We start from the raw sequence: 26,373 nt of genomic DNA, 5'->3' as shown, positions 1-26,373 counted from the left end.
ATTCAAACGGCCGAGGCGCACGCTTCTTTAGGGTTTCCGGGCGCGCGGGATCACTGTTTCGCGCCGTTTTCGTCGAAGCGCGCGGTGAGCGGCACCTCGATCGCGGGCGGCGCGCGACCGCCCGCCGCCGCGTTGAGGTTGAACACGAACGCCAGCACCGTCGCAATCGCGAGATAGAGGTCGTCGCGCACCTCCTGGCCTTCGCGGCTGGTGTAGTAAACGGCGCGCGCGAGCTGCGGATATTCGAGCACCGGCACCGCGAATTCGCCCGCCGCCTCGCGGATCGCGAGCGCCGTCGCGCCGCGGCCCTTGGCCACCACCACCGGCACCTGATCCTGCCCGCGATCATAGCGCAGCGCGACGGCGAAATGCGTCGGGTTGGTCAGCACGACATGCGCGGAAGCCAGCGCCTTCTTCATCGAACGGGACAGGATCGCGCGCTGTTTCGCACGGATCTGGCCCTTCACCTCGGGGTTGCCGTCGCTTTCCTTGTGCTCGTCCTTCACCTCCTGCTTGGTCATGCGCAGCTTGCCGAGCAATTGCATGATCTGCACCGGCACATCGACCATCGCGATCGCGACCAGCCCCAGCGCCATGACGATCAGGATATGCGTCAGCGTGCCGCCGAGTGATCCCACCGCCACCTCGATATCGGACGAGGCGAGGCCGAACATCGTGCGGGAGGATGACATAAGCAGCCACGCGCCGATCGAGCCGAGCAGCACCACCTTGAGCAAGGATTTGCCCAGCTCGATCAGCCCGTTCGGGCCGAAGATGCGCTTCAGCCCCGACGCGGGGTTGATTCGCGACGCCTTGGGCGCGAGCAGCGAGGGATTGAAGCCGAGCGAGCCGAGCCCGCCCTGGCTGACGATCGCCGCGACGACGGTGATCGCGAACAGCGAGCCGAGCGCGGGCACGAGTTGCCAGCCGGCATCCACCAGCGGCCGCCACGGCTGGAAATCCTCCACATCGCCGCGATCGAAGCGGAACGAGGCGGCCATGATCGCCTTGCACGCCTTGAGCAGCGACGATCCGAACAGCGCCACCCACGCGACGCCCGCCAGCACGACGATCGCGGTGGCGAAATCACGGCTCTTGAGCAGCTCGCCGCGCTCGCGCGCGTCCTTGCGCCGTTTTGGGGTTGGGGCTTCGGTCCGTTCGCCGAACTGTTCCGACATCAGCCGAGCACCAGCGAGGAGGTGGCGGCGAGCGCCTCGCGGATCACCACCTGCATGTAATCACCCATTGCAGGGAAGGCGATCGCGAGGCTGACGACGCCCACCGCGAGGCTCGCCGGCAACCCGACCGCGAACAGGTTGAGCGCGGGCGCCGAGCGGGAAAGCATCCCCACCACGAGGTTGAGGCATAGCAGCAGGAAGCCGACCGGCAGCGCGAGCAACAGGCCCGCGAGGAACATATAGCCGCCGAACATCGCGATATCGCGCATCTGCCCCGCCGCCAGCCACGCCGCGCCGGGTGGCATCGCGACATAGCTTTTCAGGATCATGTCGACGAGGACGAGATGCCCGTCGAGCGACAGGAACAGCAGCGTCAGCATCACCGAAAGGAAGCGCCCGATCGCGGGCGACGATCGCCCGGTGGTGGGATCGAGCATGTTGGCGAAGCCGATGCCCATCGAGCCGCCGATCACCTCGCCCGCGACCAATGGCGCGGCGAAGGCGATCTGCAGCACAAAGCCGAGCGCGAGGCCGACCAGCGCCTCCGCCGCGACCGCGAGGAAGGTGGTGACCGCGAAAATCTGCGCCGGCGGCTGGATCGGGTGGCTGCCGAGCACCATCACGCCGATCGCGCCGGATAGCGCGACGCGCACCTGCAACGGCACCGATACGTTGCCGAATACGGGCGCGGCGACGAACGCGCTGCCGACGCGCACCATCACGAAGATGAGCGCCCATAATTGCGGCTCGATCGCGAGGCCGAAGCCGAGCATCGCCTATTTCACCAGATCCGGGATCCGATCGAAGATGCCGATCGTGAAATCACCCAGCAGGCCCATTATCATGCCGCCGAACACCATGATCGAAATCGCCACGACGATCAGCTTGGGCACGAAGGTCAGCGTCTGTTCGTTGATCGAGGTCGCCGCCTGGATCATGCCGAGGATCAGGCCCGAAACCAGCGCCGGAATCAGGATCGGCGCGGCGGCCAGCGCCAGCACCCACATCGCCTGGTTCGCGACCGCCAGGAAATAATCCGCGTCAACCATGATCCTGCCCCGACCATTCTTCCGTCATTCCCGCGCAGGCGGGAATCCATTCTGGCTGGCCGCCATGATGCAAGCGTAGCGGAGGTGCTCCCGGATTTCCGGCTGCGCGCGAATGGCGATGATATTGTTGCACTGGCCCGCTTCCCGTCACGTCGCGAACGAATTGGCGAGGCTGCCCATCGTCAGCGCCCAGCCGTCGACCAGCACGAACAGCAGCAGCTTGAACGGCAGCGAGATGATCGAGGGCGAGAGCATCATCATGCCGAGCGCCATCAGCACGGTTGCCACCACCAGATCGATGACGATGAACGGCAGGAAGATCAGGAAGCCGATCTGGAACGCGGTCTTCAGTTCGCTCGTCACGAATGCGGGCAGCAGCACAGAAAAGGGCACGTCCTTCGCATTGGCGTAGGGGCCGGATTTCGCCATTTCGGCGAACATCGTCAGATCCTTCACCCGCGTCTGCTTGGTCATGAAGGCGTGGAGCGGCTCCCCGGCGGTGCGGATCATGTCGGTGCCCGCCAGCTTGCCGGCGGCATAGGGCTGGATCGCCTGCGTGTTGATCTGGTTGATCGCCGGCGCCATCACGAAAAAGGACAGGAACAGCGAAAGCCCGATGAGCACCTGATTGGGCGGGGTCTGTTGCAGCCCGAGCGCCTGCCTGAGCAGCGAGAGCACGATGATGATCCGCGTGAAGCTGGTCATCATCAGGATGATCCCCGGCAGGATCGTCAGCAGCCCCATGATGATGAGGACTTGCAGCGACAGCGAGAGCGAGCCGCTGCCGGTCTGGCCCGATGCCGCGCCGCTGGAAAGCTGGCCGAGCGCGCGATCCACCGCGTCGCCCACGCCGGGGGCCGCCGGGGCGGCGGGCGGCGCCACCTGCGCGAAGGCGGGCAGCGCGATCATCAGCGCCACCGCGATGGCAAGCAGCGCCAGCGCCGCCTTCGCCCATGAAAAGCCGCCGCCGTGCGCGCGCCGCCTGGTCTGGCTGAACAGCGCCGGCCCCCCGCCGGTGCGCACCAATGTCATGCGATGTCACTCCGCGCGTGCGTCTTGTCGATCAGCGAGACGCCGCCGCGCCCGACAGACACGAGCAGCCGGCTCCCCTCGAAATCGACCACCGCGAGCTTGACGCTGGGCGAGATCATCATCGTCTCGCGCACCGCGATCATCCGCGTCGGCGATTTGCCCGGCATCCGGCTTTCCAGCCGGCGCCACAGATAGAGCGAGCCGATCATCAGCCCGCACACCAGCGGCAGCAGGATGACCAGCTTCAGGATGTAGGACCACATCATCGCGCGTTCAGCCGCGCTTCTCGGGGTTGACCAGTTCGGTCATGCGCACGCCGAAACGCTCGCCCACCGTCACCACCTCGCCGCGCCCGATCAGCGTGCCGTTGACGAACACTTCGAGCAGTTCGTTGGCCTGGCGATCAAGCTCGATCACGCTCGATTCGCCGAGTGCCAGCAATTCGCGCAGCGTGAGCTGGGTCGAGCCGATCTCGACCGTCAGCTTGACGTCGACATCCTGCAGCAGCCGGAAATTGGCGGCGACCGCGCCGGAAGCGTCGGGATCGGCCGGGAAGGCGCCCGTCATGTCATTCATGCGATGATTCCTTCAAGGCTCGCGAGTTTGGTAAGCCGGATCGCGGCATGGCCGTTGGCGGTGCCGACCGTGCCGGTGCCGAGCCGGTCGTTGCCGACCATCACCGGCACGTCGTTGGTGAAGTGGATCGGGATCACGTCGCCGGGCTGCAATTCCATCAGCCTGGCGAGGCTGATAACCGGCTCCGCCAGCACGGAGCGGACGGGAAAGCGCACCTGCATCGCCGCGCGCGTCAGCGCCGCGGTCCATTGCGCATCCTGCTCCGCTGCCTTGGCGACGACCTTGCCGGTCAGCGCGGTGCCGTGCGGCTTCAGCGCGGAAACGGGATAGACGAGATCGACGAACACCGGGCGCGCCGCGCCGTGCGCGATGCCGAAGCGGGTGACGATCATCGCGTCGTCCGCCTCGATATTGGTGAGCATCGCGGCATTGCCCTCGCACCGCCCGACGGTGAAGGAAACGCGGGCCAGCGGCTCCCAGGCGGCGGCGAGCGGCGGCGCGATCATCTCGCCCAGCCGGGCCACCATCGCTTCGGCGGCGGGGGTGAATTCAAGCGGCAGTTCAGGCGGCGCATAGCCGACCCCGCCGAAGAACAGATCGAGCAGTTCCAGCACGAATCGGCCATCGAACACGCACAAGGCGGTGCGATCGTCCATGCCGAGCGGCAGCCATGCGGTGAGCAGATCGGGGCGTTCGAGCCGGTAATCGGCGAAACGCTGGACCATCAGCGGCTCCGCCCATGTCCTCACCTCTTGCCGCAGCAGCGGCTCGAACACGCCGCGCAGGCTCCGCGCGAGGCGCGTGGAGAGATGCTGCAACGTGTGCAGATCGCCGAACGGATTGAGCTTCGCCTGCCCGAGGCCGCCCGGTTGGACGGTTTCGCTGCGGGCGCGCTCGCGACGTTCGGCGTCGGAAGGTGAAGCGGCGTTAACCATGCCTGCTCACTGAACAACGAAATTGGTAAAGTAGACGTTACCAACGCCGCCGAATCCTTCCTTTTCCTTAAGAACCCGGTTGATCGCCACCGCCAGCCGCTTCGCTAGCGCCTGCTTGCCTTCGGAAGTGAACACCTGATCCTCGCTGGTATCGCCCAATGTCATCAGCACGGCGGAGCGCACCGCGATATCGTTGGTCTTGAGGTTGCGGATGACAGTGTCGTCATAGGGCGTGGAGATCGCGATGCCGACCTGGAGGAAGTGCACCGAATCCTGCAGGTTGGCGGTGAAATCCTTCTCCATCGCATAGTAATTGGAGGCATAGCGTTCGCCGCCTTCGCCCGCGGGCGTGGGCATTCCGTGATCCTCGGCGGGCTTGGCCTCGGCGCTCTCGCCGCCGCCATGCCCGCCTCCCTCCTTGCCTTCGCCGGGGTGCTTCTGTTCGCTCTTGGGAACAAGGCGCGGCCCGGCAGGCCCGGCTTTCGCGCTCTTGCCACCGATCAGGCCGGAGCCTGCCGCATAGAGGCCCGCGCCGATTCCGCCGCCGATCAGCACCAATACGCCGACGACCAGCATGATGATCTTCGGCAGCTTGCCCTTGGGCTTGGCGGGGGCGGCGGCGGGCGTGGTTTCGGTATCGCTCATGTCATTGTCCTCGGGATTCAGGCGATGCGATCATCGGTCATGTTTGTGTCGTCGGCTGGTGTCGGCGTGCGGTGCGCCGGAGCGGCGGCTTGCTGTGCGCGGGGTTGCTGCTGCTGTTGTTGCGGCATGGCCTGCCCGCCGGTGTCGGCGGTGCCCCCGGTCGCGGTGGATAGCTTCAGCCCGCGCGCCTCGGCGAGTTCGATCAGGCGCGGTTGCGCATCGGCCAGTATCTGACGCGTTTCGGGCTGGTGCGCGACGAGGCGGACGGAAACGCCGTCCCCCTCGCGCTTCAGCGCCACGTCGATCTTGCCCAGCGCATCGGGGATCAGCCGGATGCTGCTGTCGTTGGCGTTGACGGCATCGCGCAGCGCCTCGATCCGCTGGATCATCTGGCCGGGCCAGTCATCCTGCTTCAGATCAATCGCGGCATGGCGCGGATCGACGAGCGCGGAGACGGCGTGAAGCGCATCATCGGTGCCGAGCGCGATCGCGGCAAGCGCGGGCTGGGGCGCGGTCGTCGCGCGATCATCGGCGCTGGCACGCTGGATCGCGGCGGCGAAGACCTGCGCGGCGGGCGCGATCCGCGCGAGCGGGGTGGGTGCGGGCGGCGCGGGCGGTGCAATCGCGACGGCGATGGCGGCGGGGCTGGCGACCGGGCGCGGCGCTGTGGCGCGTGCTTGCCCAGCAGGAACGGTCGGCGCTTCGATCTCGATCGGCGGCATGGCGGAAGGCCGCGCGGTGACCGTGACCGCGCCGGCGACGGCTGGTGCCATAGGGGCTGGCGGCGGTTCCGCCGTGCCCCCCGGCCCGGCAACCGGGGTTATGCCTCGCGTGGGTTGCGGCGCAGGAGCCGTTGGCCCGGCATGGGCGGCTGACGCGGGAATCGCGGCGGGCAGGACCGGCAGACCGGCGGCATTCCGCGACGCGTCTTCAGGAGCGGCGACCACGCCGGGATACATCGCCAGCGGCGCAATCGTGATCGGCTGCACGGCTTCGCGCTGCGGTGCGGCGTCTGGCGCGGCGGATGTGATTGGCGTCGCGGTCTGGCCGGCACGTACCATGGACGGGGCGATCGCGATCCGCTCGGCGGCGACGTTTCGCGCGGCAGCGACACGCCCGACCGGCGCATCCGCTGCCTCGGGCACCGTATCGGCGGGGCGCGGAACGCCAGCAACCAGCGATCCGGCTGCCGCCACCGGCGATCCGGCGCCCGCGTTTGCCACCGGCGCCGGATCGCCATCGGGCTGTGGCGAAGCGGGCAGCGCCGGCTCGCGTATTTCCGGGCGCCCGCCAGCGGTGGCGATGGGCGCGGCGGCAGCGGCGTCTGGCACGGCACCCGTCGGCGCGATCGGGGTGGCCGGCAACATGATGAGCGCAGGCGCGATCCAGGCGAGATCGCCCGCATCCGGCAAATCCTTGCCGGGCGCGGCATCGTCCTGCCGGGCGGGCGGCGCGTCTTCCGGTGTTTCCGGTGAGAGGGCGAGCAGGGCCGGAAACGCCGCGCCCGATGGCGCGACGCCGGGCGGCGCCACGGGATTGCCGGGCTTTACGATGGCTGGCGCCAGATTTGAAACTGCGGTCATGAGCCCCTGCATCCCGGAGGGTCGGCCCCTCGCAGATCATTTAGCAAGGATCGTGCCGAACTTTCCGTGTCGGCGGCGCGTCGCGCAGCTTGCCGATCTCGCGCAGCACCGCGGCGGTCTCGGCGCGGGCGATCAGTTTCTCCACCGCGCTCTGATCGCGTTTCGCGGCGCGGGTCGCCTCCGCAGCGCGCTCGGCTTCCACCTCGGCGGTGCGGACACGGTTGGCGGCGGTTTCGGCGGAGCGATGCAGCCGCTCGCGATAATAGGCCGCCGCCGCGAGCGAGACGCCCGCGGCGCTGTCGGCGGTCGGCGCGACATCCGCCGCGAGCCGCGCGATGCGCGAGGACAAGGCCGCCTCATGCGCGTGGGTTTCGCGCAGCCGCACCTCCTGCGCCTGCGCCAGCCCCAGTTGCAGCGTCCGCACCCTGAGGACGCGGGCAAGTTTCTTCGCGTCAGCCATTATTGACGAACGGCGCGGGCCTGCTCCACCACCCCGCCTCCCGATCAGGATGCGCTGCGATAGGCGGGGTGAGGGAGCGGGGCGGCACAGGCCTAGCCATCGCCGAACACGCCGGTAAGCTCGGCCACCGCATCCTCCAGCGGGATGATCGCATCGGCATCCTGTCGCACGAATTCCATCACGGCGGGGTGATAGGCGATAGCCGCGTCGATCTCGGGATCGCTGCCGCTGCGATAGGCGCCCATCAACACCAGATCGCGATTTTCCTCATAGGTGGCGAGATGACGGCGCAGCACGCGCGCGGCATGGAGATGCGCGGGCGTGCCGATATCGGTCATCACCCGGCTCACCGATTTGGATACGTCGATCGCGGGATAGACGGCGCGTTCGGCAAGCTGGCGGCTCAGCACGATATGCCCGTCGAGGATCGAGCGCGCCGAATCGACCACGGGATCATTGCCGTCGTCGCCATCGGCCAGCACGGTGTAGATCGCGGTGATCGAGCCGCCGGATGCCACGTCGGTGCCGGCGCGTTCGATCAGATTGGGCAGCATCGCGATGGCCGACGGCGGATAGCCGCGCGCCGACGCCGGCTCGCCCAGCGCCAGCCCGATCTCGCGCCCGGCGTGCGCCACGCGGGTCAGCGAATCCATGATGAGCAGCACGTCCTTGCCCTCGGCGCGAAAGGCTTCGGCGATGGCGGTGGCGCGCAGCGCGCCACGAATGCGCAGCACCGGCGAGTGATTAGCGGGCACCGCGACGACGACGCTCTTGGCGCGCGCGTCTCCGGCCACCTTGGTTTCGAGGAAGTCGGCCACTTCGCGGCTGCGCTCGCCGATCAGGCCGATGACGATCACATCCGCTTTCGCCGCGCGCACCATCATGCCGAGCAGCACGGATTTGCCGACGCCCGATCCGGCCATGATGCCGATGCGCTGGCCCTTGCCGATCGTGAGCAGCCCGTTGATCGCGCGCACGCCCACGTCGAGCGGATGGAGCACGCGCCCGCGATCGAGCGGCGATTGCAGCTTTCCGGCGAGCGGCCACGCCCCCGCCCCGCGAATCGCGCCAAGCCCGTCGATCGGGCGCCCCGCGCCATCGACGACGCGGCCAAGCAGCGCCTTGCCCACCTCCGCCTCGCCGGGCGGGCCGATCGGGCGCACCGGCGCATGGGGAAGAAGCGGCGCCGGGCCGCCAAGGTTCATCAGCAGCGTGCGCCCGTTGCGGAAACCGATCACCTCGGCCTCGACCGAGCCTGCGCGTTCGCCGACCTGGCAGACGGTGCCGACCGGAAGGTTCAGCCCGATCGCTTCCATCAGCAGCCCGTCGAACGAGGCGAGCCGCCCCGATACTTTCGGTGCCGGATGGAAATCGCCAGGGGCCAGTGCGGCAAGATAATCGTCGGTGAAGCCGTTGAGCATCGCGGCGTCAGTCGTTCGCGGGCGAAAAGGCCGGCACCGCCACCTTGTCCAGCGTCCGCGCGAGTTGTTCGAGCCACAGTTCCGGCCCGTCCTCAACGATCGTTGATGCGGCTTCCAGCACGAAGCTGCCGCGTGCTATCCCTGTGTCGCCGATCGGGGCGATCGTCGAGGGCAGATGCCCGGCGATCAGCGCCATATCGGCGGGGTTGACGCGCAGCACCGCGCTTTCGCTGGCCTCGGCGATCAGATCGCTCGCGGCGCTGACGCGCGCGCCGAGCAATTCGCCCGAGATATCCGCCTCCCCCACGATCCGCGATACCAGATGCAGCACGGTCTGGCGAAGCTGGCGTGCCAGCCGCTCGCGGTCGATCCGCGCATCCGATCGCAGCGCCTCGATCAGCCGGGCGAGCATCGCGCGATCGCGCTCCGCCGCTTCGCCCTGTTCGGCGCGCGCGGCGGCAAGGCCCTGTTCATGGCCCGCTTGCCGCGCGGCCTCGATCGGATCGAGGAACGGCGCGGGTTCGGCATCGGGTTCGACCAAATCCCATTCTTCGGTGGGTGCCGGATCGCGGCTGGCGGGGGTGTAGCCGCCTGGCTGGCGCGCGGCGGGCGTGCCGAACGCATGTTCGATCCGGTCGATCAGATCGGCCGGCGCAAAACCCGCCGGGCGCTCCGAGAGCACGCGGCGCAGCCGCACCGCCGCATCGTTGTGCCGTGCGGAAAGCCCCGCGACGAAACCGCGTGCCGGCTCAGACATAATCGTCCTCGCCCGCGCCCATCATGATCGTGCCGTCCTTCGCCAGATTGCGCGCGATCTGGATGATCGCCTTCTGCGCATCCAGCACCTCGGAGAGTTTCATCGGGCCGCGTGCCTCCATCTCGTCGCGGATGCCGTCCGCCGCGCGTGCCGACATGCAGCCGAGGAAGCGCGTGCGCGCCGCCTCGTCCACGCCCTTCAGCGCGCGGGTCAGGATGTCGCCGTCGATATTGCGGATCAGCGTGCCGAGATTCTTGTCGTCCATGTCGAGTAGATTGTCGAACACGAACATCGCCTCCTCGATCGCCTTGGCGGTTTCCTTGTCGAGCTTGAACAGCTTGGGCATCACGCGCTGTTCGGTCGCTTTGCGCGCGCCTTGCAGGATCTTCGCCGCCTCGCGCGTGCCGCCGAGCTGCACCTGGGTGGCCTGTTGGTTCGATACGCTGCGGTTGGCGAGCATCGTGCGCAGGGTGTCCACCGCCTCCGGCGTGATCGGGCCGAGTTTGGCGATGCGATGCAGGATTTCGGGCTGCACGGCGCCCGGCAGCAATTCGAGCACCTGACTGCCCACCGACGGATCGAGATTGGCGATCAGCACGGCGGCGATCTGCGGATGCTCCTTCTCGATCATCGCGGCGATCTCACCCGCGTCGAGCCAGTCGAGCAGGTCGATCCCGCACGCCGCTTCGGGCGGGGTGATGCGGGCGAGCACGCTATCGGCCTTTTCGGCGCCAAGCGCGCGGTGCATCACCGCCTCGATCTTGGGGCGCGGGTCAAAGGTGATGCCGGTGCGATCGCGCGCGCGATCGACGAAATCGTCGAGCACGCCCTCCACCTCGGCCTCGCTGACGTCCGCTACGGTGAACATCGCCTTGCCGAGCTGGCGCACCTCGTCGGGCTCCAGCTTCTGGAGGATGGCGGCGGCTTCCTCCTCCCCGACGAGCATCATCAGCACAGCAGCGCGTTCTATGCCGCTGAAGCTGCGGACGATGGCGGTGGTAGGGGCGATGGTGGGCGCGTTCACCGGGCGTCGGCCTTGATCATGTCGCGCACGGCGAGCGCCGCCCGCGCGGGATTGTCTCGCGTGAAGCCGCGAACCGCGCCGATCCGTTCCTCATAGCCGCGCGCGCGCTCGAGATCCTCGATCCCGACCGGATCGGTCACCGCTATGCCCGCACCTTCGCCGTTTTCGCCGCCTTCGCCACCTATACCGCCTTCGCCTCTTGCGCTGCCCATCGGCGCGCCGAGCGCCGCGCGCGGCCCGTCGCCAGCATCATCGCGCTTCTTCATCAGGGCCTTGACCAGCGGGCGGACGCCGAGCAGCAGCACCAGCAGCGCGATGACGATCGCGGTAAGATTGCGCGCGATCACCGGCAGCCAGCTATTGTCATACCATTTCGGGCCGGTCGAAGCGGTTGTGGCATCGGCGAACTTCTTGCTGATGACCGTCACATTGTCGTTGCGCGTGGCATCGAAGCCCACGGCCGATTTCACCAGATCGGTGATCTGGCCCACTTCCATCGCGGTGCGGCGGCCTTTCTCGGGTTCGCGCAGCAGCACGGCGACCGAGAGGCGCTTGATCCCGCCCGGCGCGGCGCGCGTGACCGAGACTTCCTTGCCCAGATCATAGGCGCGCTGGAATTGATCGGATTGCTTGTTGGCATCCGGCGCAGGCCCGCCGGCCACTGGCGAGGGGGCGGGCGTCGGCTGCGCGCCCGTTGCCGGCTGCGCCTTCTGGAGCGTGCTGGCGGGCGGCGGTGTGTTGCTGAGCGCGCCGGGGATGCCGCCGGGCGCCTGCGATCCGTTGGCGGCCTGATTGCCCGTCCAGTTGCCGGCCTCGGCGCGGAGCGCGCCCTGCTTGTCATAGCTTTCGCGCGTCGCCTGCGTCTCGTCGAGGTTGACGTCGGCCTGCACCTCGGCGGTGAAATTCCCCGCACCGACCAGCGGCGTGAGCAACTGGATGAGCTGCTGGCGATATTTGTCCTCGATCTGGCGCTGGACGCGGATGCGCTGTTCGCCGCCATTGCTGTCCTGCCCGCCGGATTTGGACAGCAGCCCGCCCATCTGATCGACGACCGTGACGTTATCGGGCTTCATCCCCGGCACCGAGGAGGCGACGAGGTTGATGATCGAGCCGACCTGCGCGTCGCTCAGCGAACGCCCCGGTTGCAGCTTGAGCACGACCGAGGCTGATGGCGCGGCATTGTCGCGCACGAACACGCTCGATTCGGGCATGGCGAGGTGGACGCGCGCTTCCGCCACCGTGTCGATTTCCTGAATCGATCGGGCAAGTTCAGTCTCACGCGCCTGACGCAGCCGTTCGCCCTCCACCGCGCGCGATACGCCCATCGGCAATTGATCGAGGATCGCATAGCCGGCGGGGGTCGCCTTCGGCAGGCCCTGGCTCGCCAACAGCATCCGTGCGCGGGCAAAATCATCCTCCGCCACGGTGATCGTGTCGGTGCCGCTGTCGACGCGGCTCTTGATGTTCGCCGCGGTGAGCGCGGAGGTTACCGCCGCCTTGTCGCTATCCGCCAGCCCCGAAAACAGCGTTTTCTGCGGCGGCGTCGACAGCATCGCCCAGGCGAGCGCCGCCGCGCCGATCAGCCCGATCAGCAACGCCATCGGGCCGGCGCGGCGCACCGCGGGCTGCGCGAGCGCGCCCTGGATTTGCCGGAGCGGATTGGCGAACCGTTCGGGGATCACCGGATTGTTGGGAGCGAGTGCGTTGGCCATGTTACACCGGCATGCTCATGATGTCCTTGTAGGCGGACAGGATCTTGTTGCGGACCTGGAGCGTGGCTTCGAAGCCGACCGAGGCTTCCTGACGGGCGAGCATCACCTTGGCGATGTCCACCGTTTCTCCGCGTTCATAGGCTTCGGAAAGCGCGGAGGCCTTCTGCTGCGTGTCGTTGACCTTGGAGAGCGCGGTCTCCATCGACTGCGCGAAGTTCGCGCCCTGCGTCGCCGCCCCGGCGGGCTTCGCCGCCGTCTGGCTCGCGCTGGAAAGCGCGGCGTTGCGTTCGAGGATCTGCGCGCGAAGCGCCATCACCCGATCAATGCCGCCAAGGCTGTCGATCCCGCTCATGCCGAGGCGACCCGGCCATGCGCCGCCGCGATATCCTCACCCTGCTCGCGGGCGCGGGCGAGGCGATAACGTAGCGTGCGTTCGGAAATGCCGAGCCGCCGCGCGGTTTCGATGCGACTGCCGTTGCAGGCCCGCAGTGTCTCGCGGATCGCGGCGAATTCGGAAAGCTGCACCACCTTGCCCAGCGTCGCCGGTTCGTCGCCGATCGGGCGCGGCGCGGCGGCGGGGCGATCGAACAGGATGTGGCTCGCCTCGATCGTGTCGCCGGCGGCGAACAGCAGCGCGCGCTGGATGACGTTTTCCAGCTCGCGGACGTTGCCGGGCCAGTCATGCGCGGCGAGCGCGGCGATCGCCTCCGCCGACGGCCATGGCACGATCGCGCGGTTGCGCGCATGGCGCAGGATCATCGTCGCGGCGAGCGCGGGAATATCCTGCGGGCGATCCGCCAGCGCCTTGGTGGCGAGCGGGAACACCGACAGGCGGTAGTAAAGATCGGCGCGGAAGCGGCCTTCCGCCACCTCCGCCTGAAGATCGCGGTTGGCGCAGGCGATGACGCGCACGTCGACCGCAACCGGATGCGTGGCGCCGATCGGCACCACCTCGCGCTCCTGCAGCACGCGCAGCAGCTTGGATTGCAGCGCGAGCGGCATTTCCGCGATTTCGTCGAGCAGGATCGTCCCGCCATGCGCCGCGCGGAAAAAGCCCTCGCCACCCGACGAGGCGCCGGTGAAAGCGCCCTTCTGGTGGCCGAACAGCATCGCTTCCAGCATGGTTTCGGGGAGGGCGGCGCAGTTTATCGCGATGAACGGACCGTTCGCCCGCGAGGAATTCATGTGGATCGCGCGCGCCAGCACTTCCTTGCCGGTGCCGGTGGGGCCGTTGACGAGCACGGTGATATCGGCTTCGGCGACCCGCTCGGCCAGCGCGAACAGCGCGAGGCTTTCCGGATCGGCGGCGGTGGGGGCATCGGCGCCGGCGATCAGCGCGCGGGCGAAGGCGTTGCCGATCACCGCATCCTCACGCGAGAAGGTGACAAGCGCCGGGGCGCCATCGCGTGCCGGAACGATCGCGCGCGCGCCCTCGCCGATCACCACGGTGCGCGCGGGCGCCGTGGTCGGTTCGCCCGGTGCGGCGAGCCAGGTCGTTTCGGCGGTGGCGCGGGCGCCGGGGCTGGCGACCGCGAAGCCCTGTGCGCGAAGCGACGAGACCAGCGCGACATGGCGTTCGGCAATTGCCGAGGACGGAACGATCGAGCGCATTTTCCCCCTCATTTCCCTGTGAGACCGGAATGAGCGAAAAAGGTTAACGGCAAGTATAGGAAGTTGCCGGGCGGCAGATTTTTTCCGGGCGCGCGCACACGTATACGAGCGTGGGCGACCCGCGCGCGTTGGCGCTGGAAAAATTCGCAAATTTCACATCGGGCGCTAAATCGCCCCGCCGCACGGTCGTTTCGAACAGGTGACGGCCCGGCCATCCGCATATCGGGGGGCGGCGGACCCGTCAGACACGACGGAGAACTAACATGACGGTTATCGCAACCAACACCGCCGCGATGCGCGCCAACGCGGCCTCGGCTTCCGCGAACCGCGACCTGTCCCAGGCGATGAATCGCCTGTCGACCGGCAAGCGCATCAATTCGGCCAAGGACGACGCCGCCGGCCTCGCCATCGCCGCGTCGATGACCTCGCAGATTCGCGGCATGAACCAGGGCATCCGCAACGCCAATGACGGCATTTCGATGGCGCAGACCGCGGAAGGCGCGCTCGACGAAGTGACCAACATGCTTCAGCGTATGCGCGAACTGGCGGTTCAGGCCGGCAACGGCAGCTATTCGGCGAGCGATGTGAGCAACATCAAGCTGGAGCAGGACGCACTCGCCAAGCAGATCACCAGCGTGCTGAGCAACACCCAGTTCAACGGCACGAAGCTGTTTGACGGTTCGGCCGGCACGAGCGGCACGATTTCGATCCAGGCGGGCGCCAACGCCGTCGACAAGGTGGATCTGGCGCTGGGCGGCGATCTCAGCACGAGCCTTACCTCCGTCGTCGCGAGCGGCGCCTCGGTGGCGAGCGCCACGCTGGCGAATTACGACACCGCGATCGCGGCGGTCTCCACGCGCCGCGCCAGCCTGGGCGCGACGCAGAACCAGCTTCAGTCGGCGGTCAACAACATGACCTCGAACGTCAACAACCTGTCCGACGCCAAGAGCCGGATCGAGGATGCCGACTTCTCGACCGAATCGACCAACCTCGCCAAGGCGCAGATCCTGGCACAGGCCTCGACCGCGATGCTCGCCCAGGCGAACCAGTCGCAGCAGGGCGTGATGAAGCTGCTCCAGTAAGCGAGAGATCGGCTTCGGCACCGCCCCCCCAACGGGTGTCGGAGCCGATTGCGAACCCCGGCAGCCGATGAGGCCGCCGGGGTTTTCATTTGCGCGGGGAAGACGGTGACAAAAAGCCCCTCCTCTTCAGGGGAGGGGCGGTATCCATCAATCCGTTCGGGCTGACCCTGTCGAAGCCCTGCACTTTGTTTCGGGCGAGGCAGGGCAGCCCTTCGACAAGCTCAGGGTGAACGGAGATATTGTGTGTGGCTGGAACCGGCTAAGGCGGCGCGAGCGCCTTCTTCAGCGAGGCATGTGCGGCGGCCTTGATCGGGCAGACGCGCGGGACGCCTGGCCGCCGGGGTCTTTCCGTTTGGGGTGGGGGGACGGATCGCGATACGGTGTGCGGCTTGCAGGGCCTCCATCGTTTCACCCGAACGCGACCCGCCCCCGGCCCATACTTTCGAGGGAGAGGCGGTATCCATGAATCCGTTCGGGCCGAGCTTGTCGAAGCCCTGCACTTTACTTCGGACGCGGAAGGGCAGCCCTTCGACAGGCCCAGGGCGAACGGAGATATTGCGTGTGGCCGGAGCCGCCTAACGCGGCGCGAGCGCCTTTTTCAGCCGGGCATGGGCGGCGGCCTTGATCTGGCAGACGCGCGCGGCGCCCACGCCGATCACCTGGCCGATCTCCTCCAGATTCAGTTCCTCGACGTGATAGAGGTGGATCACCGTCTTTTCGCGTTCGGGCAGCGCCTCGATCGCGGCGATCAGCAGATCGCGCACTTCGCCTTCGGCAAGCTGATCGAACGCGTTCGGCTCGTCGCTCGCGAACCAGGGCTGATCGTCGGCGTAAACCTCGTCGATCGGATCGAAGCGCACCGCCTCTGCGGTGACGTAATCGCTGCGCAGCTTTTCCACCGTCACGCCCAGCCGTTCAGCAGCTTCGGCATCGCTCGGGGCGCGGCCAAGCTCGTTCGAAAGCTGCGCGGTGACGCGGCGATAGTCACGCCGGCGGCGGATCGCGCCGCGCGTCATGGCGGCATGACGGCGCAGCTCGTCGATCATCGCGCCGCGCAGCCGCGTCGCGAGATATTGCCTGAATGTCACCTGCCCGCGATCCTCGAACGCGCCGACCGCCTCGACCAGCGCGACAAGGCCGACCTGGACGAGATCCTCCACCTCCACCGCGGTCGAAAGGCTGGCGTGGACATGCCAAGCGAGTTTGCGGACGAGCGGCAGATGCTCTCGCACCAACGCGTTTTCATCCATCGCGCGCGCGCGCGGACTATAAGTGAGCGGGGTGGCGTTCGCGAATGCGTCGCGATGCGGCTCGGCGCTCATGCGGGGAGTGCCTCTGGCGCGCCGATCACGGCGACGACCTCGACGGCCTTGTCTTCGGGTACTTCGAAGAAGCTCATGACAGGGGTATCCGGCAGCACGGTTTTGACGAGTTTGCGGATCGCGATGCGGATCGCGGGCTGGACGACCAGCGCGAACGGCTTCGCTTCGTTGAGCAGCGGCTGCGCCGCGCGTTGCAGCGCATCGACGATGCGGCGCCCGAGATCGGGCTCGATCACATGGCGGCGCGCGGGATCACCGCGCATCGCCTGGCCGAGCAATCCTTCGAGCTGACCCTCCAGCGTCATCACGCGCAGCGGCTCGCGCACGCCGCACAGTTTCTGGATGATGAGCGGGCCAAGATCGGGGCGGATCAGCTCGACGATTTCCTCGGCGTCCTGCGTCTTCTGCGCCACCACCGCGATCGCTCCGGCGATGCGGCGGAATTCCTTGAGCGACACGCCCTCGGCGAGCAGGCTCTTGAGCACCGTCGTCAGCGTGGTGAGCGGCAATGGTTGTGGCGAAAGCGAGGCGACGAGTTGGGGATTGCGCTCCTTCAGGCCATCGAGCAGCGCCTGCACCTCGTCCGCGCTCAAAAGATCGGCGGCATTGGCGCCGAGCACATGGTTGAGATGCGTCGCGATCACCGTGCCCGAATCGACCACCAGATAGCCGCCGCCGGTCGCGGCGTCCGCGTCGCCCGGCGCGATCCATGTCGCGTCCAGCCCGAAGGTCGGGTCTTTCGCCTTCTTGCCGTGAAGCTCGCCGAAGCCGGTGCCGGTATCGAGCGCAAGCATCTCGTCGGGCGATACCTGATCCTCGCCCAGCACCACGCCGCCGACCAGCAGGCGATAGGTGTAGGGCGCGAGGTTGATATCGTCGCGCACCTTCACCTGCGGCACGACGAAGCCGAGTTCCTTGGAAAGCTGCCGGCGCACCCCCGTGATGCGTGACATCAGCGGGCTGCCCTTGCGCTCGTCGACCAGCGGCACCAGCCCGTAGCCGATATCGAGGTTCACCATCATGCCGTCGGTCACTTCCTCCCAACTGATGCGGGACTGGTCGACCGGCTCGGCCTTCGCCTCCGCCACCGGCGCGGGGCGGGTGGATAGCTGGCGCAGCTTCCACGCGGTGAAGCCGGCGATGGCGGCTGCGGGCAGGATCACCATGTGCGGCATACCCGGCAGGATGCCGAGCAGCCCCAGGATCGCGGCGACCGGCGCCCATGTCCGCCATGAGCCGAACTGGCTGCCGATCTGCCCGGCGAGATCCTTTTCGGAGGAGACGCGCGTGACGATCGCGGCGGCGGCGATCGACAGCATCAGGCTGGGAAGCTGCGCCACCAGCGCGTCGCCGATCGCGAGCAGGGTATAGCCCTTGGCTGCGGCGCCGATCGACATGCCGTGGCTTACGGGTCCGAGGATCAGGCCGCCGATGATGTTCGCCGCGAGGATCAGGATCGCCGCGATCGCATCGCCCTTCACGAATTTCGACGAACCATCCATCGAGCCGTAGAAATCCGCCTCGGTCGACACCTCGACGCGGCGCGCCTTGGCTTCGTCGGGCGTGATGAGGCCGGCGTTCAGGTCCGCGTCGATCGCCATCTGCTTGCCGGGCAGCGCATCGAGCGTGAAGCGCGCCGACACCTCGGAAACGCGCCCCGCGCCCTTGGTCACCACGATCAGGTTGATAATCATCAGGATCGCGAAGACGAAGATGCCGACGACATAATCGCCGCCGATCAGGAAGGTGCCGAACGCCTCGATCACATGGCCCGCCGCCGCCTCGCCCTCATGCCCGTGGACCAGCACGACGCGAGTGGAGGCGACGTTGAGACCGAGGCGGAACAAAGTGGCGAACAGCAGCACGGTGGGGAAGGAGGAGAAATCGAGCGGCTTCTGCGCGTTGAGCGCGACCATCAGCACCGCGAGGCTGATCGCGATATTGGCGACAAAGAACACATCGAGCAGCGCCGCCGGGATCGGCACGACGAGCACGATCATCAGCAGCAGGATCGCCAGCGGAAGCGCCGCGCCGCGCGCGTTGGTGAGCAACCTCATCTGGCCTTAGCCCCCCATCTTCGCGAGCATCAGATAAGCGAGCCGCGCGGTATCCGGTGTCGGGCGCATCAGGCTTGCCGCCTGCGCCTGACCCGATCGCGCGCTGAGCGCGCTCGATGCCCAGGCGAGCGCGTCGGTCGCATTCTGGTTCGCGCCGGTGACGATCGTGGCGCCATCCATGTCGAGCGTCTGCGCGGCGAATTGCATCGACGGCAAATTGTTGCCGGTATTGCCGGCATTGCCGGCCCCGTCGCCCAGCTTGCTCGCGAAGCGCTGATAGACTTCGGACAGCGATCGCGCGCCGCCGTCGCTGTCGTAGAACACGCCGTGATTGGCGCGCGCCGCCGCCGGGAACAGGCTGGCGGCGCTGGCATCGGGATTGTTCCGCATCCCGCTCAGGAAGCGCCGTGCGCCGCCAAGCCCAAGGAAATGCGCCATATAGAGATCGGTGCCGGTGGCGGCGCGCCCGGTTGAGCTTTCCAGCGCGTCCTTGTTGTCGGCGGCGTGCTCGGCGGCCATGGCGGAGGCGATTTCGGGATCGTTGCGCAGCGCGAGGATCGCCTGTTTCGTCGCCGGATCGCTCACCGTCATGCGGCCCGACGCGTTGCGACCGATCGCGTCGGCGGCCCAGCCAAGGCCATATTCGCCACCGTGGCGCTTCATTACCGCAAGCCAGCTCTGATCGACGAACTGATACAGGCCCGATGCGGAGGATGTCGTGGCGCGCGCGCTGGCGTTGAGGCCGCTTTCGACCCTGGCCTGACCCATCAGATAGTCGAAATCAATTCCCGTCCGCGCCGCCGCCCGCTGGATCGCGGACTGGATGCGGCCGACGTTCGTGATGGCGTTGACGGTCATATGCTGCGTTCGATTCCCTGTTCAGGGATGACGCAGCAATAATTGTGCCAAAATCAGGCGTAGGCGGAGACCGGCCCGCGGCTATAGGCATTGCCACCCTCGCCCGACAGCATCTGCAACCGGCGGCGGACGTTGGCGGCCATCAGGTTGACGTATATGCGGCAGGTGTCGTTGAGGCGATCCGCCTCGCTCGCCAGTTCGCGCAATTCGGGGCCGGCGGGGCCATCGCCCAGCGCGCGCAACGTTTCGATCGCGACGAGCTTTTCCGCCGTCGCGCGTTCGAGCCCGGCGATATCGTTCGCCTTCAGCGCCGCGATCTCGGCGTGAAGCGTGTCGATCACGCGGATCAGCGCGTCACGCCTTGTCATCGGACAGCCAATCGTAGCGCAGTGCGATCAACTGATCGGCGAGGGTTGCGGGAGAGATCGGAAACGTGCCGTTTGCCAGCGCGTTCTTGATCCGCTGCACGCGATCGCTGTCCACCGGTGGTTTCGCCGCGAGCCGCGATGCGAGCGTCTGCGGCTGCGCATTGGCGTTCACCGCCGTTTCGGATCGGGCAGAAATCGGCGGCACCGCCTGGGTGCCGAGCACGCGCGCGACCGGCGCGACCGGAAGGTCGCTTGTCGTGGCTGGTCTTGCGCCGATCGAATCCACCATGTCCGCACCTTTCCGGCATCGCTGACGTGGAGTTAAACGGCCGGCGCCGGAAAAGTTTTAACATCATTGTTCGCTCCAGCCGGGAAGCGTCGCGCGCCCGGCCTCGACCGCGACCGCCTGAACCGGCATCCGGGCGTTTTCGACCTTCACCATCAATCGCTCCCCGACGGCGGCATCGCCCATCGCGACACCCTCGCGGGTGATCGAGAAACCGTTCGATCCGGCCTCGATCGTCAGCGGGTCGCCGCGCTTGATGACCTTTTCCGCATTGCGCGCCACCGCGCCGGGTGCGGCGGCGCCGGAGATGACCGTGGTGTTCGCCGGCATCACCACCGGCACGAAGATGCGCCACTGCGGCCCGGTGCAGGAGACGACCACCGCGTCATGCGCGTCGGTGCGCCACGCCATGGATAGGGTGGGGCATTGCGTGAGCCGTAGGCGCGGATCAATCGCCGCGCGCGGCCCGCCCTCCTGCCCGATCGCGCGCGCGGTGAAGGCGGCGACCCCGCGATCGAGCGCGGCGATATCCTGAAACGAGGCGGCGAGAAGGGCGAGAGCGATCATCGGGAATTTCCTTCGCCCGCGAAAGCGAACGTGACGGTGACCTGGCGGTGGCCGGGCCGGTTGGTGGTGGTGACGAGGATGCGTCCGGGCGCGACAGCACCGAGCGCGGCGGCGACCGCGCGGGCGCGATCGGCGGCGAGCACCGCGGCGCTGCCGGTCGCGGCATCGACATCGGTGGCCGAGCCATCGGTGCTTCCCGTTACCGTGAGCGCGACGCGCGGATCGCGCGCGGCCTCCGTCGCCCAGGCGATCAGCGCGCCGGGCGATGCGGGCAAGGCGGCGCTTCCGGGCGCGAACCCCGGCATCGCATTGGCGGCGAGCGGCATCGGCAGGGGCGCGCGCGCGGCAGGCTCCGGCATTGCGACGCTGCCGCCGAAGCCTTCGCGCAACCCATCGGCGAGCCGGCGCGGATCAAGCTGGTGATTGGCCTGCAACAGCACGAAGAAGCCGATCAGCAGCAGCGCCAGATCGGCGAGCGTTATCAGCCACAGCGGGCGAGCGGGGGCGGCGGCGGGAAATTCATCGAACGCGGCGTCGTCGCTCACGATGCGTCCTCCCGCGCGGGTGAGAAGCTGACCGGGGCGACCGGCGCGCGCGGCGCCTCACGCGCGGCGAGTGCGGCGAGCGGCGCTTCGAGCCGGGCGCGCTCGAACGCCTCGGCGCGCGCGGCGGCGCGCAACCGGCTGGCGATCGGCATCGCGACGAGATTGGCGATCAGCGCGCCATAGAGCGTGGCGAGCAGCGCCACCGCCATCGCCTGCCCGATCGCGCGCGGATCGCTCATCTGCGTGAACATCGCGACCAGCCCGACGAGCGTGCCGACCATGCCCATCGCGGGCGCCACCTCGGCCATGCCGGTCCAGGCATCGGCGGCGGCGGCGTGGCGCTCGATCCGCGCGCGGCGGCGGTGGCGCAATTCGCGGGCGACGCCTTCGGCCCCCTCGCCATCGACGATCAGCGCGATCGCGATGGCGACATCGCCGTCGACGATCACCGAACGATCGAGCGCGATCGTGCCGTGGCGCCGCGCGATGCGCGACAGGGCGCCGACCTGTTCGAGTAGCGGCTCGGCGGTGAAGCGCCGGCGCGGCAGCGTGACGAGCGCGTGGAGCGCGCGCGCCAGATCGGCAGACGGCGTGCGCAGCATCGCCGCGACGATCGTGCCGCCGCCGACGATGATCGCGGCATAGGGATCAAGGAACGTGCCGGGGGTCATGCCCGCCCTTCCGCAAGGGGCGTGCCAATTGCCTGATACCGTGTGATCGCTCCGTCATTCCCGCGAAGGCGGGAATCCATTCGCGCCGCCCATCCCGATGGAGGCGGAACGGGCGCGCATCTGGATTCCCGCCTTCGCGGGAATGACGGGGGAGATGGGCTATGTGGTTGCCGGATCGCCGCGGTGGCGCGGCAAAAGTTGCCGCCCGCCCGGCAAGATCTTGCCGTTTCGCGCCGCGCCACGCGCTCGTTTCCCGTCGTGGCGACAATTGGCACGCGCCTTGCTGATCCTTCCGCGCACATTCCCGTGCAGGAGACCCGGCCGATGGCCAGCGATACGTTGTTCGGCGTTCACGCTTCCGCCCTAGAGGTGCGCTCGCAGCGCATGGGGCTGCTCGCGTCGAACATCGCCAACGCCTCCACGCCCAATTTCAAGGCGCGCGATGTCAATTTTCACCAGGCGCTGTCGGCGGTCGAGCAGATGGGTGCCGGCGGCTTCGATGCGAGCATCAAATATCGCGTGCCGCTGCAGACCTCGATGGACGGCAACACCGTCGATCTGAGCCAGGAGCAGACCGCCTTCGCCGAAAACGCCGTCCAGTATCAGACGACGCTTTCCTTTCTGAACGGGCGGATCAGCCAGATCACCCGCGCGCTGAGGGGAGAATGAGCATGGCCACGCCGATGTCGATCTTCCAGGTCGCCGGGCGCGCGATGTCCGCGCAACTCGTGCGCATGAACACCACCGCGTCGAATCTCGCCAATGCGGGCGGAATCTCCGGTTCCGAGGATACCGCCTATCGCACGATCAAGCCGGTGTTCCGCACCAGCTTCGACAAGGCGTCCGGCATGTCCACCGTCGATGTGGAGCAGGTAGTGACCGCGGGCGGCACGCCGACCAAGCGTTACGACCCGACCAACCCGATCGCGGACAAGGACGGCAATGTCTACGAGGCTGCCGTCGATGAGACCCGCGAGCTGGTCGACATGATGGAAACGGCGCGCAGCTACCAGAATAACGTCGAGGTGATGAACACCGCCAAGTCGTTGATCCTCGACACCATCAAGATGGGGCGCTGATAAATGACCGCTAGCACTTTCGATTCGACGCTCACCTCGCTCGGCATCAACCGGACCACGGGCGCCGCCGCGACCGGCAAGACGACGGGTGGCGCGACCACGCTCGGCCAGAACGACTTCCTGAAGCTGATGACCGCGCAGATGCAGAACCAGGATCCGTTCGCGCCGGTCGACAACACCCAGATGGTCGCGCAGATGGCGCAATTCTCCTCGCTCGCCGGCATCAGCGACATGTCGACGACGCTGAAGGCGATTTCCGACAAGCTCGGCGCGACCACCACCGCCGATGCCGTCAGCTATATCGGAAAGACGGTGCTGGTGCCCGGCGGCACGGCTTATGGCCGCACCTCCGGCGGGCTTACCGGCGGGGTCGAGCTGAGCGGCGATGCCACCAACGTCAACGTCACCATAGCCGATCAGAACGGGCAGGTGCTGAAGACGATGAAGCTCGGCGCCCATGCCAAGGGCACCGCGCTCTATGACTGGGACGGCAAGACCGATCAGGGCGCCGACGCCGGAACCGGGCCATTCACCGTCACCGTCACCGCCCAGAACAGCGGCGTCACCGTTCCAGCGACCGGGCTCGTCTGGGCGCCGGTGCAATCGGTTTCGATCGCCAGTGGCAAGGCGATGCTTTCGCTTCCCGGCATCGGCGATGTCGATGCCTCCACCGTCCGCCAGATCGGCTGAGTTCAACAGGAGTAATCCAGATGTCCTTCTACACCTCGCTCACTGGCCTTCAGGCGGCGCAGACCGATCTGTCGGTCATCAGCCACAACCTCGCCAACGTCGCCACCAACGGCTTCAAGAAATCGCGCAGCGAATTCGCCGACGTGATCGCCAGCAACGTCTCCACCTCGCCCACCTCGATGGTCGGCTCGGGTGTGACGGTGAAGGGCAACGTCCAGCAATTCGGCCAGGGCAGCTTCATCCAGTCCACCAACGTGCTCGATCTCGCGATTTCGGGCGACGGGTTCTTCGCGGTCAAGGCCAACCCCGAATCCGCCAAGGTGAATTTCACCCGCAACGGCGGCTTCAGCGTCGATGCCAATCACAATGTCGTCGATTCGAACGGCGGCTATCTGCAGGTCTATCCGGTGGATGGCTCGGGCGCGGTGGTTGCCAGCGGGCTCGATTCGACCGTGTCGCTCAACTTGCCGGCGACCAACGGCGTGGCGGTGCCCACCGCCAACGTCAAATATACGCTGAACCTCTCGTCGAGTGCGGGCATTCCGACGACCAGCACGTTCAATCGCTTCGATCCGTCGAGCTACAACAATTCCACGTCGAGCACCGTTTACGACGGCAACGGCAATGCGGTGACGATGACCACTTATTTCCGGCGCGAGACGGTGCCGGACGCGGCGGGCAACACCACCTGGACGGCGCATAGCTTCATTGGCGATCAGGCGTTGCAATCGGGTGGTTCCGGCGCGGTGACGATGACGTTCAACAGTGCCGGCCAGCTCACCTCGGGCAGCTCGACCACCTTCGATCCCGTCACCCCGGCGGGGGCGAGCGTGGCGCAGACCGTGAAGCTCGCATTCAACAGCGGCACCTCGCAGGTGGCATCGCCCTTCAACGTCTCGGTGCGTTCGCAGGATGGTTCCGCGGTCGGCCAGCTCGAAGGCGTGACGATCGACGAGGGCGGCCTGGTCAAGGCGAGCTATTCGAACGGCAGCATCGCCAATCTCGGCAAGGTGGCGGTCGTCAACTTCACCAATCCGGCGGGGCTGCGGCAGGAGGGGGCGAGCTACTGGTCGGCAACCGGCCTGTCGGGCGCCGCGATGGCGGGCTCCGCCGGCCAGAACGGCCTGGGTTCGCTGATGACGGGTACGATCGAGCGATCGAACGTCGATATCACCGAAGAATTGGTCAATCTGATCGCGGCGCAGCGCAATTTCCAGGCGAATTCCAAGGCGCTCGATACCGCGAACCAGATTTCGCAGACGATCTTCAACATCCGGTCGTGATCGCGAAAGACGGGCGGGAGGCGTGAATGGATAAATTGGTCTATACGGCGGCGACGGGGCTTCGGGCGCATATGCAGGCCCAGGCCGCGATCGCCAACAATATGGCCAACGCCTCCACCACCGGCTTTCGCGCGGATCGGGTCGTGTTCGATCAGATCCAGATGCGCGGCGGCGGCGCGGAGCTGATGGCGCGTTCGCCTACCTCGTCCGAAGTTACCGATGCCGATCGCTCGCAGGGCACGCTGATCTCCACCGGGCGCACCCTCGACGTGGCGGTTTCGGGCCGCAACGACTGGATCGCGGTGCAGGCGCCAGACGGCGGCGAGGCCTATACGCGGCGCGGCGACCTTTCGGTTTCAGCATCGGGCACGTTGCAGACCGGCGACGGCTTTCTGGTGATGGGGCAGGGCGGCCCGATCACCATCCCGCCGTATAATTCGCTCTCGATCGGGGCGGATGGCTCGATCTCGATCGTCGCGCAGGGCGATGCCAGCGGCAAGCCCGAGGTGATCGACAAGATCAAGCTCGTCGCCGACACCGGCGCCGACACCGTGAAGGGGGTGGACAATCTGCTTCACGTTCGCGGCGGCGGTGCGCTGCCGGAAAATCTCGATGCGCAGGTCGTGTCGGGTACGCTTGAGGGATCAAACGTCAACATGACGCAGGCGCTGGTCGACATGATCGAGAACCAGCGCAGCTACGAGGTGCAGGCCAACCTGCTCAAGAACGCCAAAGACATGGATGAGGGCGCTGCTTCGATCATGCGCCTTCCAGCCTGAGGAAACTGAACGATGACCACCGCCGCCATGCATATCGCGCGCACCGGGCTGGATGCCCAGGACATGCGTATGCGCGTCATCTCGAACAATCTCGCGAACGTGAACACCACCGCGTTCAAGCGCGATCGCGCCGCCTTCGCGACATTGGGATATCAGACCGTCACCGCGCCCGGCGCGCAATCGACCCAGTCGACGCAATATGCGACCGGGCTGAACCTCGGCACCGGCGTGCGCGTGCAGGGCACCGCGCGGATGGATACGCCGGGATCGCTCAACCCCACGGGCAACAGCCTCGATCTCGCGATCGACGGCGACGGCTATTTCCAGGTGCAGCTTCCCGGCGGGCAGCTCGGCTATACCCGCGCGGGCAATTTCTCGCGCTCGCCGGAGGGATTGCTCGTCACCAGCGACGGCTATCAGGTGATGCCGGGGATCACCGTACCCGAAGGCGCCTCCTCGATCACGATCGGCACCGACGGCACCGTTTCCGCGACGGTGCCGGGCCAGAGCAACGCGCAGACGCTGGGGCAGATCCAGATCGCGAACTTCCCCAATGCCGCCGGCCTGCAAAGCGCGGGCGACAATTACGTCAAGGAAACCGCCGCGTCGGGCGCCGCCAATCTGGGCGTGCCGGGCGAGGGCGGGCGCGGCACGGTGCGGCAGGGGATGCTGGAGGCATCGAACGTCAATGTCGTCGAGGAGCTAGTCGACATGATCGAGACGCAGCGCGCCTATGAGGTCAATTCCAAGATGATCTCGGCGACCGACGACATGCTCAAATACGTCAACCAGAACATCTGATG

The 26,373-nt window shown here is 67.3% G+C and carries 31 protein-coding genes; 7 read left to right on the top strand and 24 right to left on the bottom strand.

The window, feature by feature from the left end; genetic code table 11:
* Nucleotides 1-50: 50 nt before the first annotated feature.
* The 16 genes from Q0316_RS01510 to Q0316_RS01435 all read right to left on the bottom strand — a co-directional run bounded on the left by Q0316_RS01510 (nt 51) and on the right by Q0316_RS01435 (nt 13,983).
* Nucleotides 51-1,178: a flagellar biosynthesis protein FlhB gene (locus tag Q0316_RS01510; protein ID WP_298668609.1), complete on the bottom strand. Its 1,128-nt coding sequence runs from the start codon at nt 1,176-1,178 to the stop codon at nt 51-53.
* Nucleotides 1,178-1,951, bottom strand: coding sequence for a flagellar biosynthetic protein FliR (fliR, locus tag Q0316_RS01505; protein ID WP_298668605.1), 774 nt, complete (start codon nt 1,949-1,951; stop codon nt 1,178-1,180). Before fliR ends, Q0316_RS01510 begins: the two co-directional genes overlap by 1 nt.
* Before the next feature lie 3 nt (nt 1,952-1,954).
* Nucleotides 1,955-2,227, bottom strand: coding sequence for a flagellar biosynthesis protein FliQ (gene fliQ, locus Q0316_RS01500; RefSeq protein WP_298668601.1), 273 nt, complete (start codon nt 2,225-2,227; stop codon nt 1,955-1,957).
* Nucleotides 2,228-2,374: 147 nt separating this feature from the next.
* Nucleotides 2,375-3,259, bottom strand: coding sequence for a flagellar type III secretion system pore protein FliP (gene fliP / locus Q0316_RS01495; RefSeq protein ID WP_298668599.1), 885 nt, complete (start codon nt 3,257-3,259; stop codon nt 2,375-2,377).
* Nucleotides 3,256-3,522, bottom strand: coding sequence for a flagellar biosynthetic protein FliO (locus Q0316_RS01490; RefSeq protein WP_298668596.1), 267 nt, complete (start codon nt 3,520-3,522; stop codon nt 3,256-3,258). Before Q0316_RS01490 ends, fliP begins: the two co-directional genes overlap by 4 nt.
* Before the next feature lie 10 nt (nt 3,523-3,532).
* On the bottom strand, nt 3,533-3,835 hold the full coding sequence (gene fliN / locus Q0316_RS01485; RefSeq protein ID WP_298668592.1) for a flagellar motor switch protein FliN: 303 nt from the start codon (nt 3,833-3,835) through the stop codon (nt 3,533-3,535).
* Nucleotides 3,832-4,770 (bottom strand): flagellar motor switch protein FliM, encoded by a 939-nt coding sequence (locus Q0316_RS01480; RefSeq protein ID WP_298668587.1) that lies wholly within the window; start codon nt 4,768-4,770, stop codon nt 3,832-3,834. The genes fliN and Q0316_RS01480 overlap by 4 nt, the downstream gene beginning before the upstream one ends.
* A 6-nt stretch (nt 4,771-4,776) precedes the next feature.
* Nucleotides 4,777-5,415, bottom strand: a complete 639-nt coding sequence (locus tag Q0316_RS01475) for a flagellar basal body-associated FliL family protein (protein WP_298668584.1) — start codon at nt 5,413-5,415, stop codon at nt 4,777-4,779.
* 17 nt (nt 5,416-5,432) lie between these two features.
* Nucleotides 5,433-6,998, bottom strand: coding sequence for a flagellar hook-length control protein FliK (locus Q0316_RS01470; RefSeq protein ID WP_298668581.1), 1,566 nt, complete (start codon nt 6,996-6,998; stop codon nt 5,433-5,435).
* A 40-nt stretch (nt 6,999-7,038) separates the two neighbouring features.
* Complete coding sequence (locus Q0316_RS01465; protein WP_298668578.1) at nt 7,039-7,458, bottom strand: hypothetical protein; 420 nt, start codon at nt 7,456-7,458, stop codon at nt 7,039-7,041.
* 92 nt (nt 7,459-7,550) lie between these two features.
* On the bottom strand, nt 7,551-8,879 hold the full coding sequence (locus Q0316_RS01460) for a FliI/YscN family ATPase (protein WP_298668575.1): 1,329 nt from the start codon (nt 8,877-8,879) through the stop codon (nt 7,551-7,553).
* Nucleotides 8,880-8,886: 7 nt separating this feature from the next.
* A complete protein-coding gene (locus Q0316_RS01455) occupies nt 8,887-9,636 on the bottom strand; it encodes a FliH/SctL family protein (protein ID WP_298668572.1) in 750 nt (249 codons plus the stop codon).
* The gene (fliG, locus tag Q0316_RS01450; RefSeq protein ID WP_298668569.1) at nt 9,629-10,660 is read right to left on the bottom strand and encodes a flagellar motor switch protein FliG; all 1,032 of its coding nucleotides are present in this window, start codon (nt 10,658-10,660) and stop codon (nt 9,629-9,631) included. Before fliG ends, Q0316_RS01455 begins: the two co-directional genes overlap by 8 nt.
* Nucleotides 10,657-12,372, bottom strand: a complete 1,716-nt coding sequence (fliF, locus tag Q0316_RS01445) for a flagellar basal-body MS-ring/collar protein FliF (protein WP_298668566.1) — start codon at nt 12,370-12,372, stop codon at nt 10,657-10,659. Before fliF ends, fliG begins: the two co-directional genes overlap by 4 nt.
* Nucleotide 12,373: 1 nt before the next feature.
* On the bottom strand, nt 12,374-12,724 hold the full coding sequence (gene fliE / locus Q0316_RS01440; RefSeq protein WP_298668563.1) for a flagellar hook-basal body complex protein FliE: 351 nt from the start codon (nt 12,722-12,724) through the stop codon (nt 12,374-12,376).
* Nucleotides 12,721-13,983 carry a sigma 54-interacting transcriptional regulator gene (locus Q0316_RS01435; RefSeq protein WP_298668560.1) on the bottom strand — a complete coding sequence of 421 codons (1,263 nt, stop codon included), beginning with the start codon at nt 13,981-13,983 and terminating at the stop codon, nt 12,721-12,723. The genes fliE and Q0316_RS01435 overlap by 4 nt, the downstream gene beginning before the upstream one ends.
* Nucleotides 13,984-14,246: 263 nt before the next feature.
* Here Q0316_RS01435 and Q0316_RS01430 point away from each other — a divergent pair, with 263 nt between their 5' ends.
* On the top strand, nt 14,247-15,065 hold the full coding sequence (locus tag Q0316_RS01430; RefSeq protein WP_298668557.1) for a flagellin: 819 nt from the start codon (nt 14,247-14,249) through the stop codon (nt 15,063-15,065).
* Between the two features lie 575 nt (nt 15,066-15,640).
* Here Q0316_RS01430 and Q0316_RS01425 read toward each other — a convergent pair.
* From Q0316_RS01425 to Q0316_RS01390, 8 genes are all read right to left on the bottom strand, one after another.
* Nucleotides 15,641-16,387, bottom strand: coding sequence for a sigma-70 family RNA polymerase sigma factor (locus Q0316_RS01425; RefSeq protein WP_298668553.1), 747 nt, complete (start codon nt 16,385-16,387; stop codon nt 15,641-15,643).
* A complete protein-coding gene (flhA, locus tag Q0316_RS01420) occupies nt 16,384-18,444 on the bottom strand; it encodes a flagellar biosynthesis protein FlhA (protein ID WP_298668550.1) in 2,061 nt (686 codons plus the stop codon). The genes Q0316_RS01425 and flhA overlap by 4 nt, the downstream gene beginning before the upstream one ends.
* Before the next feature lie 6 nt (nt 18,445-18,450).
* Nucleotides 18,451-19,302: a lytic transglycosylase domain-containing protein gene (locus Q0316_RS01415; RefSeq protein ID WP_298668547.1), complete on the bottom strand. Its 852-nt coding sequence runs from the start codon at nt 19,300-19,302 to the stop codon at nt 18,451-18,453.
* Between the two features lie 53 nt (nt 19,303-19,355).
* Nucleotides 19,356-19,670 (bottom strand): flagellar protein FlgN, encoded by a 315-nt coding sequence (locus Q0316_RS01410; RefSeq protein ID WP_298668544.1) that lies wholly within the window; start codon nt 19,668-19,670, stop codon nt 19,356-19,358.
* Nucleotides 19,657-19,959, bottom strand: coding sequence for a flagellar biosynthesis anti-sigma factor FlgM (gene flgM / locus Q0316_RS01405; RefSeq protein ID WP_298668541.1), 303 nt, complete (start codon nt 19,957-19,959; stop codon nt 19,657-19,659). The genes Q0316_RS01410 and flgM overlap by 14 nt, the downstream gene beginning before the upstream one ends.
* A 63-nt stretch (nt 19,960-20,022) precedes the next feature.
* A complete protein-coding gene (locus Q0316_RS01400) occupies nt 20,023-20,523 on the bottom strand; it encodes a flagella basal body P-ring formation protein FlgA (RefSeq protein ID WP_298668538.1) in 501 nt (166 codons plus the stop codon).
* Entirely contained in the window at nt 20,520-21,068 is a 549-nt protein-coding gene (locus tag Q0316_RS01395; RefSeq protein ID WP_298668536.1) for a flagellar motor protein MotB, read from the bottom strand. The genes Q0316_RS01400 and Q0316_RS01395 overlap by 4 nt, the downstream gene beginning before the upstream one ends.
* Nucleotides 21,065-21,739 (bottom strand): MotA/TolQ/ExbB proton channel family protein, encoded by a 675-nt coding sequence (locus Q0316_RS01390; protein ID WP_298668534.1) that lies wholly within the window; start codon nt 21,737-21,739, stop codon nt 21,065-21,067. The genes Q0316_RS01395 and Q0316_RS01390 overlap by 4 nt, the downstream gene beginning before the upstream one ends.
* A 324-nt stretch (nt 21,740-22,063) precedes the next feature.
* On the opposite strand from Q0316_RS01390, the gene Q0316_RS01385 reads away from it, so the two are divergent.
* Genes Q0316_RS01385 through flgG form a run of 6 tightly spaced genes read left to right on the top strand, consistent with a single transcriptional unit; the run spans nt 22,064 to nt 26,371 of the window.
* Entirely contained in the window at nt 22,064-22,408 is a 345-nt protein-coding gene (locus tag Q0316_RS01385; RefSeq protein ID WP_298668531.1) for a flagellar basal body protein, read from the top strand.
* 2 nt (nt 22,409-22,410) lie between these two features.
* Nucleotides 22,411-22,818, top strand: coding sequence for a flagellar basal body rod protein FlgC (gene flgC, locus Q0316_RS01380; RefSeq protein ID WP_298668528.1), 408 nt, complete (start codon nt 22,411-22,413; stop codon nt 22,816-22,818).
* 3 nt (nt 22,819-22,821) lie between these two features.
* Nucleotides 22,822-23,508: a flagellar hook capping FlgD N-terminal domain-containing protein gene (locus Q0316_RS01375; RefSeq protein ID WP_298668526.1), complete on the top strand. Its 687-nt coding sequence runs from the start codon at nt 22,822-22,824 to the stop codon at nt 23,506-23,508.
* Between the two features lie 20 nt (nt 23,509-23,528).
* Entirely contained in the window at nt 23,529-24,791 is a 1,263-nt protein-coding gene (locus Q0316_RS01370; protein WP_298668524.1) for a flagellar hook protein FlgE, read from the top strand.
* A gap of 26 nt (nt 24,792-24,817) precedes the next feature.
* Nucleotides 24,818-25,570, top strand: a complete 753-nt coding sequence (locus Q0316_RS01365; protein WP_298668522.1) for a flagellar basal body rod protein FlgF — start codon at nt 24,818-24,820, stop codon at nt 25,568-25,570.
* A gap of 12 nt (nt 25,571-25,582) precedes the next feature.
* A complete protein-coding gene (gene flgG / locus Q0316_RS01360) occupies nt 25,583-26,371 on the top strand; it encodes a flagellar basal-body rod protein FlgG (RefSeq protein ID WP_298668520.1) in 789 nt (262 codons plus the stop codon).
* Nucleotides 26,372-26,373: the final 2 nt, after the last annotated feature.

It is taken from the genome of uncultured Sphingomonas sp., assembly GCF_937871615.1.
GTDB lineage: Bacteria > Pseudomonadota > Alphaproteobacteria > Sphingomonadales > Sphingomonadaceae > Sphingomonas.
This window is presented reverse-complemented; position numbering and strand designations above follow the sequence as displayed.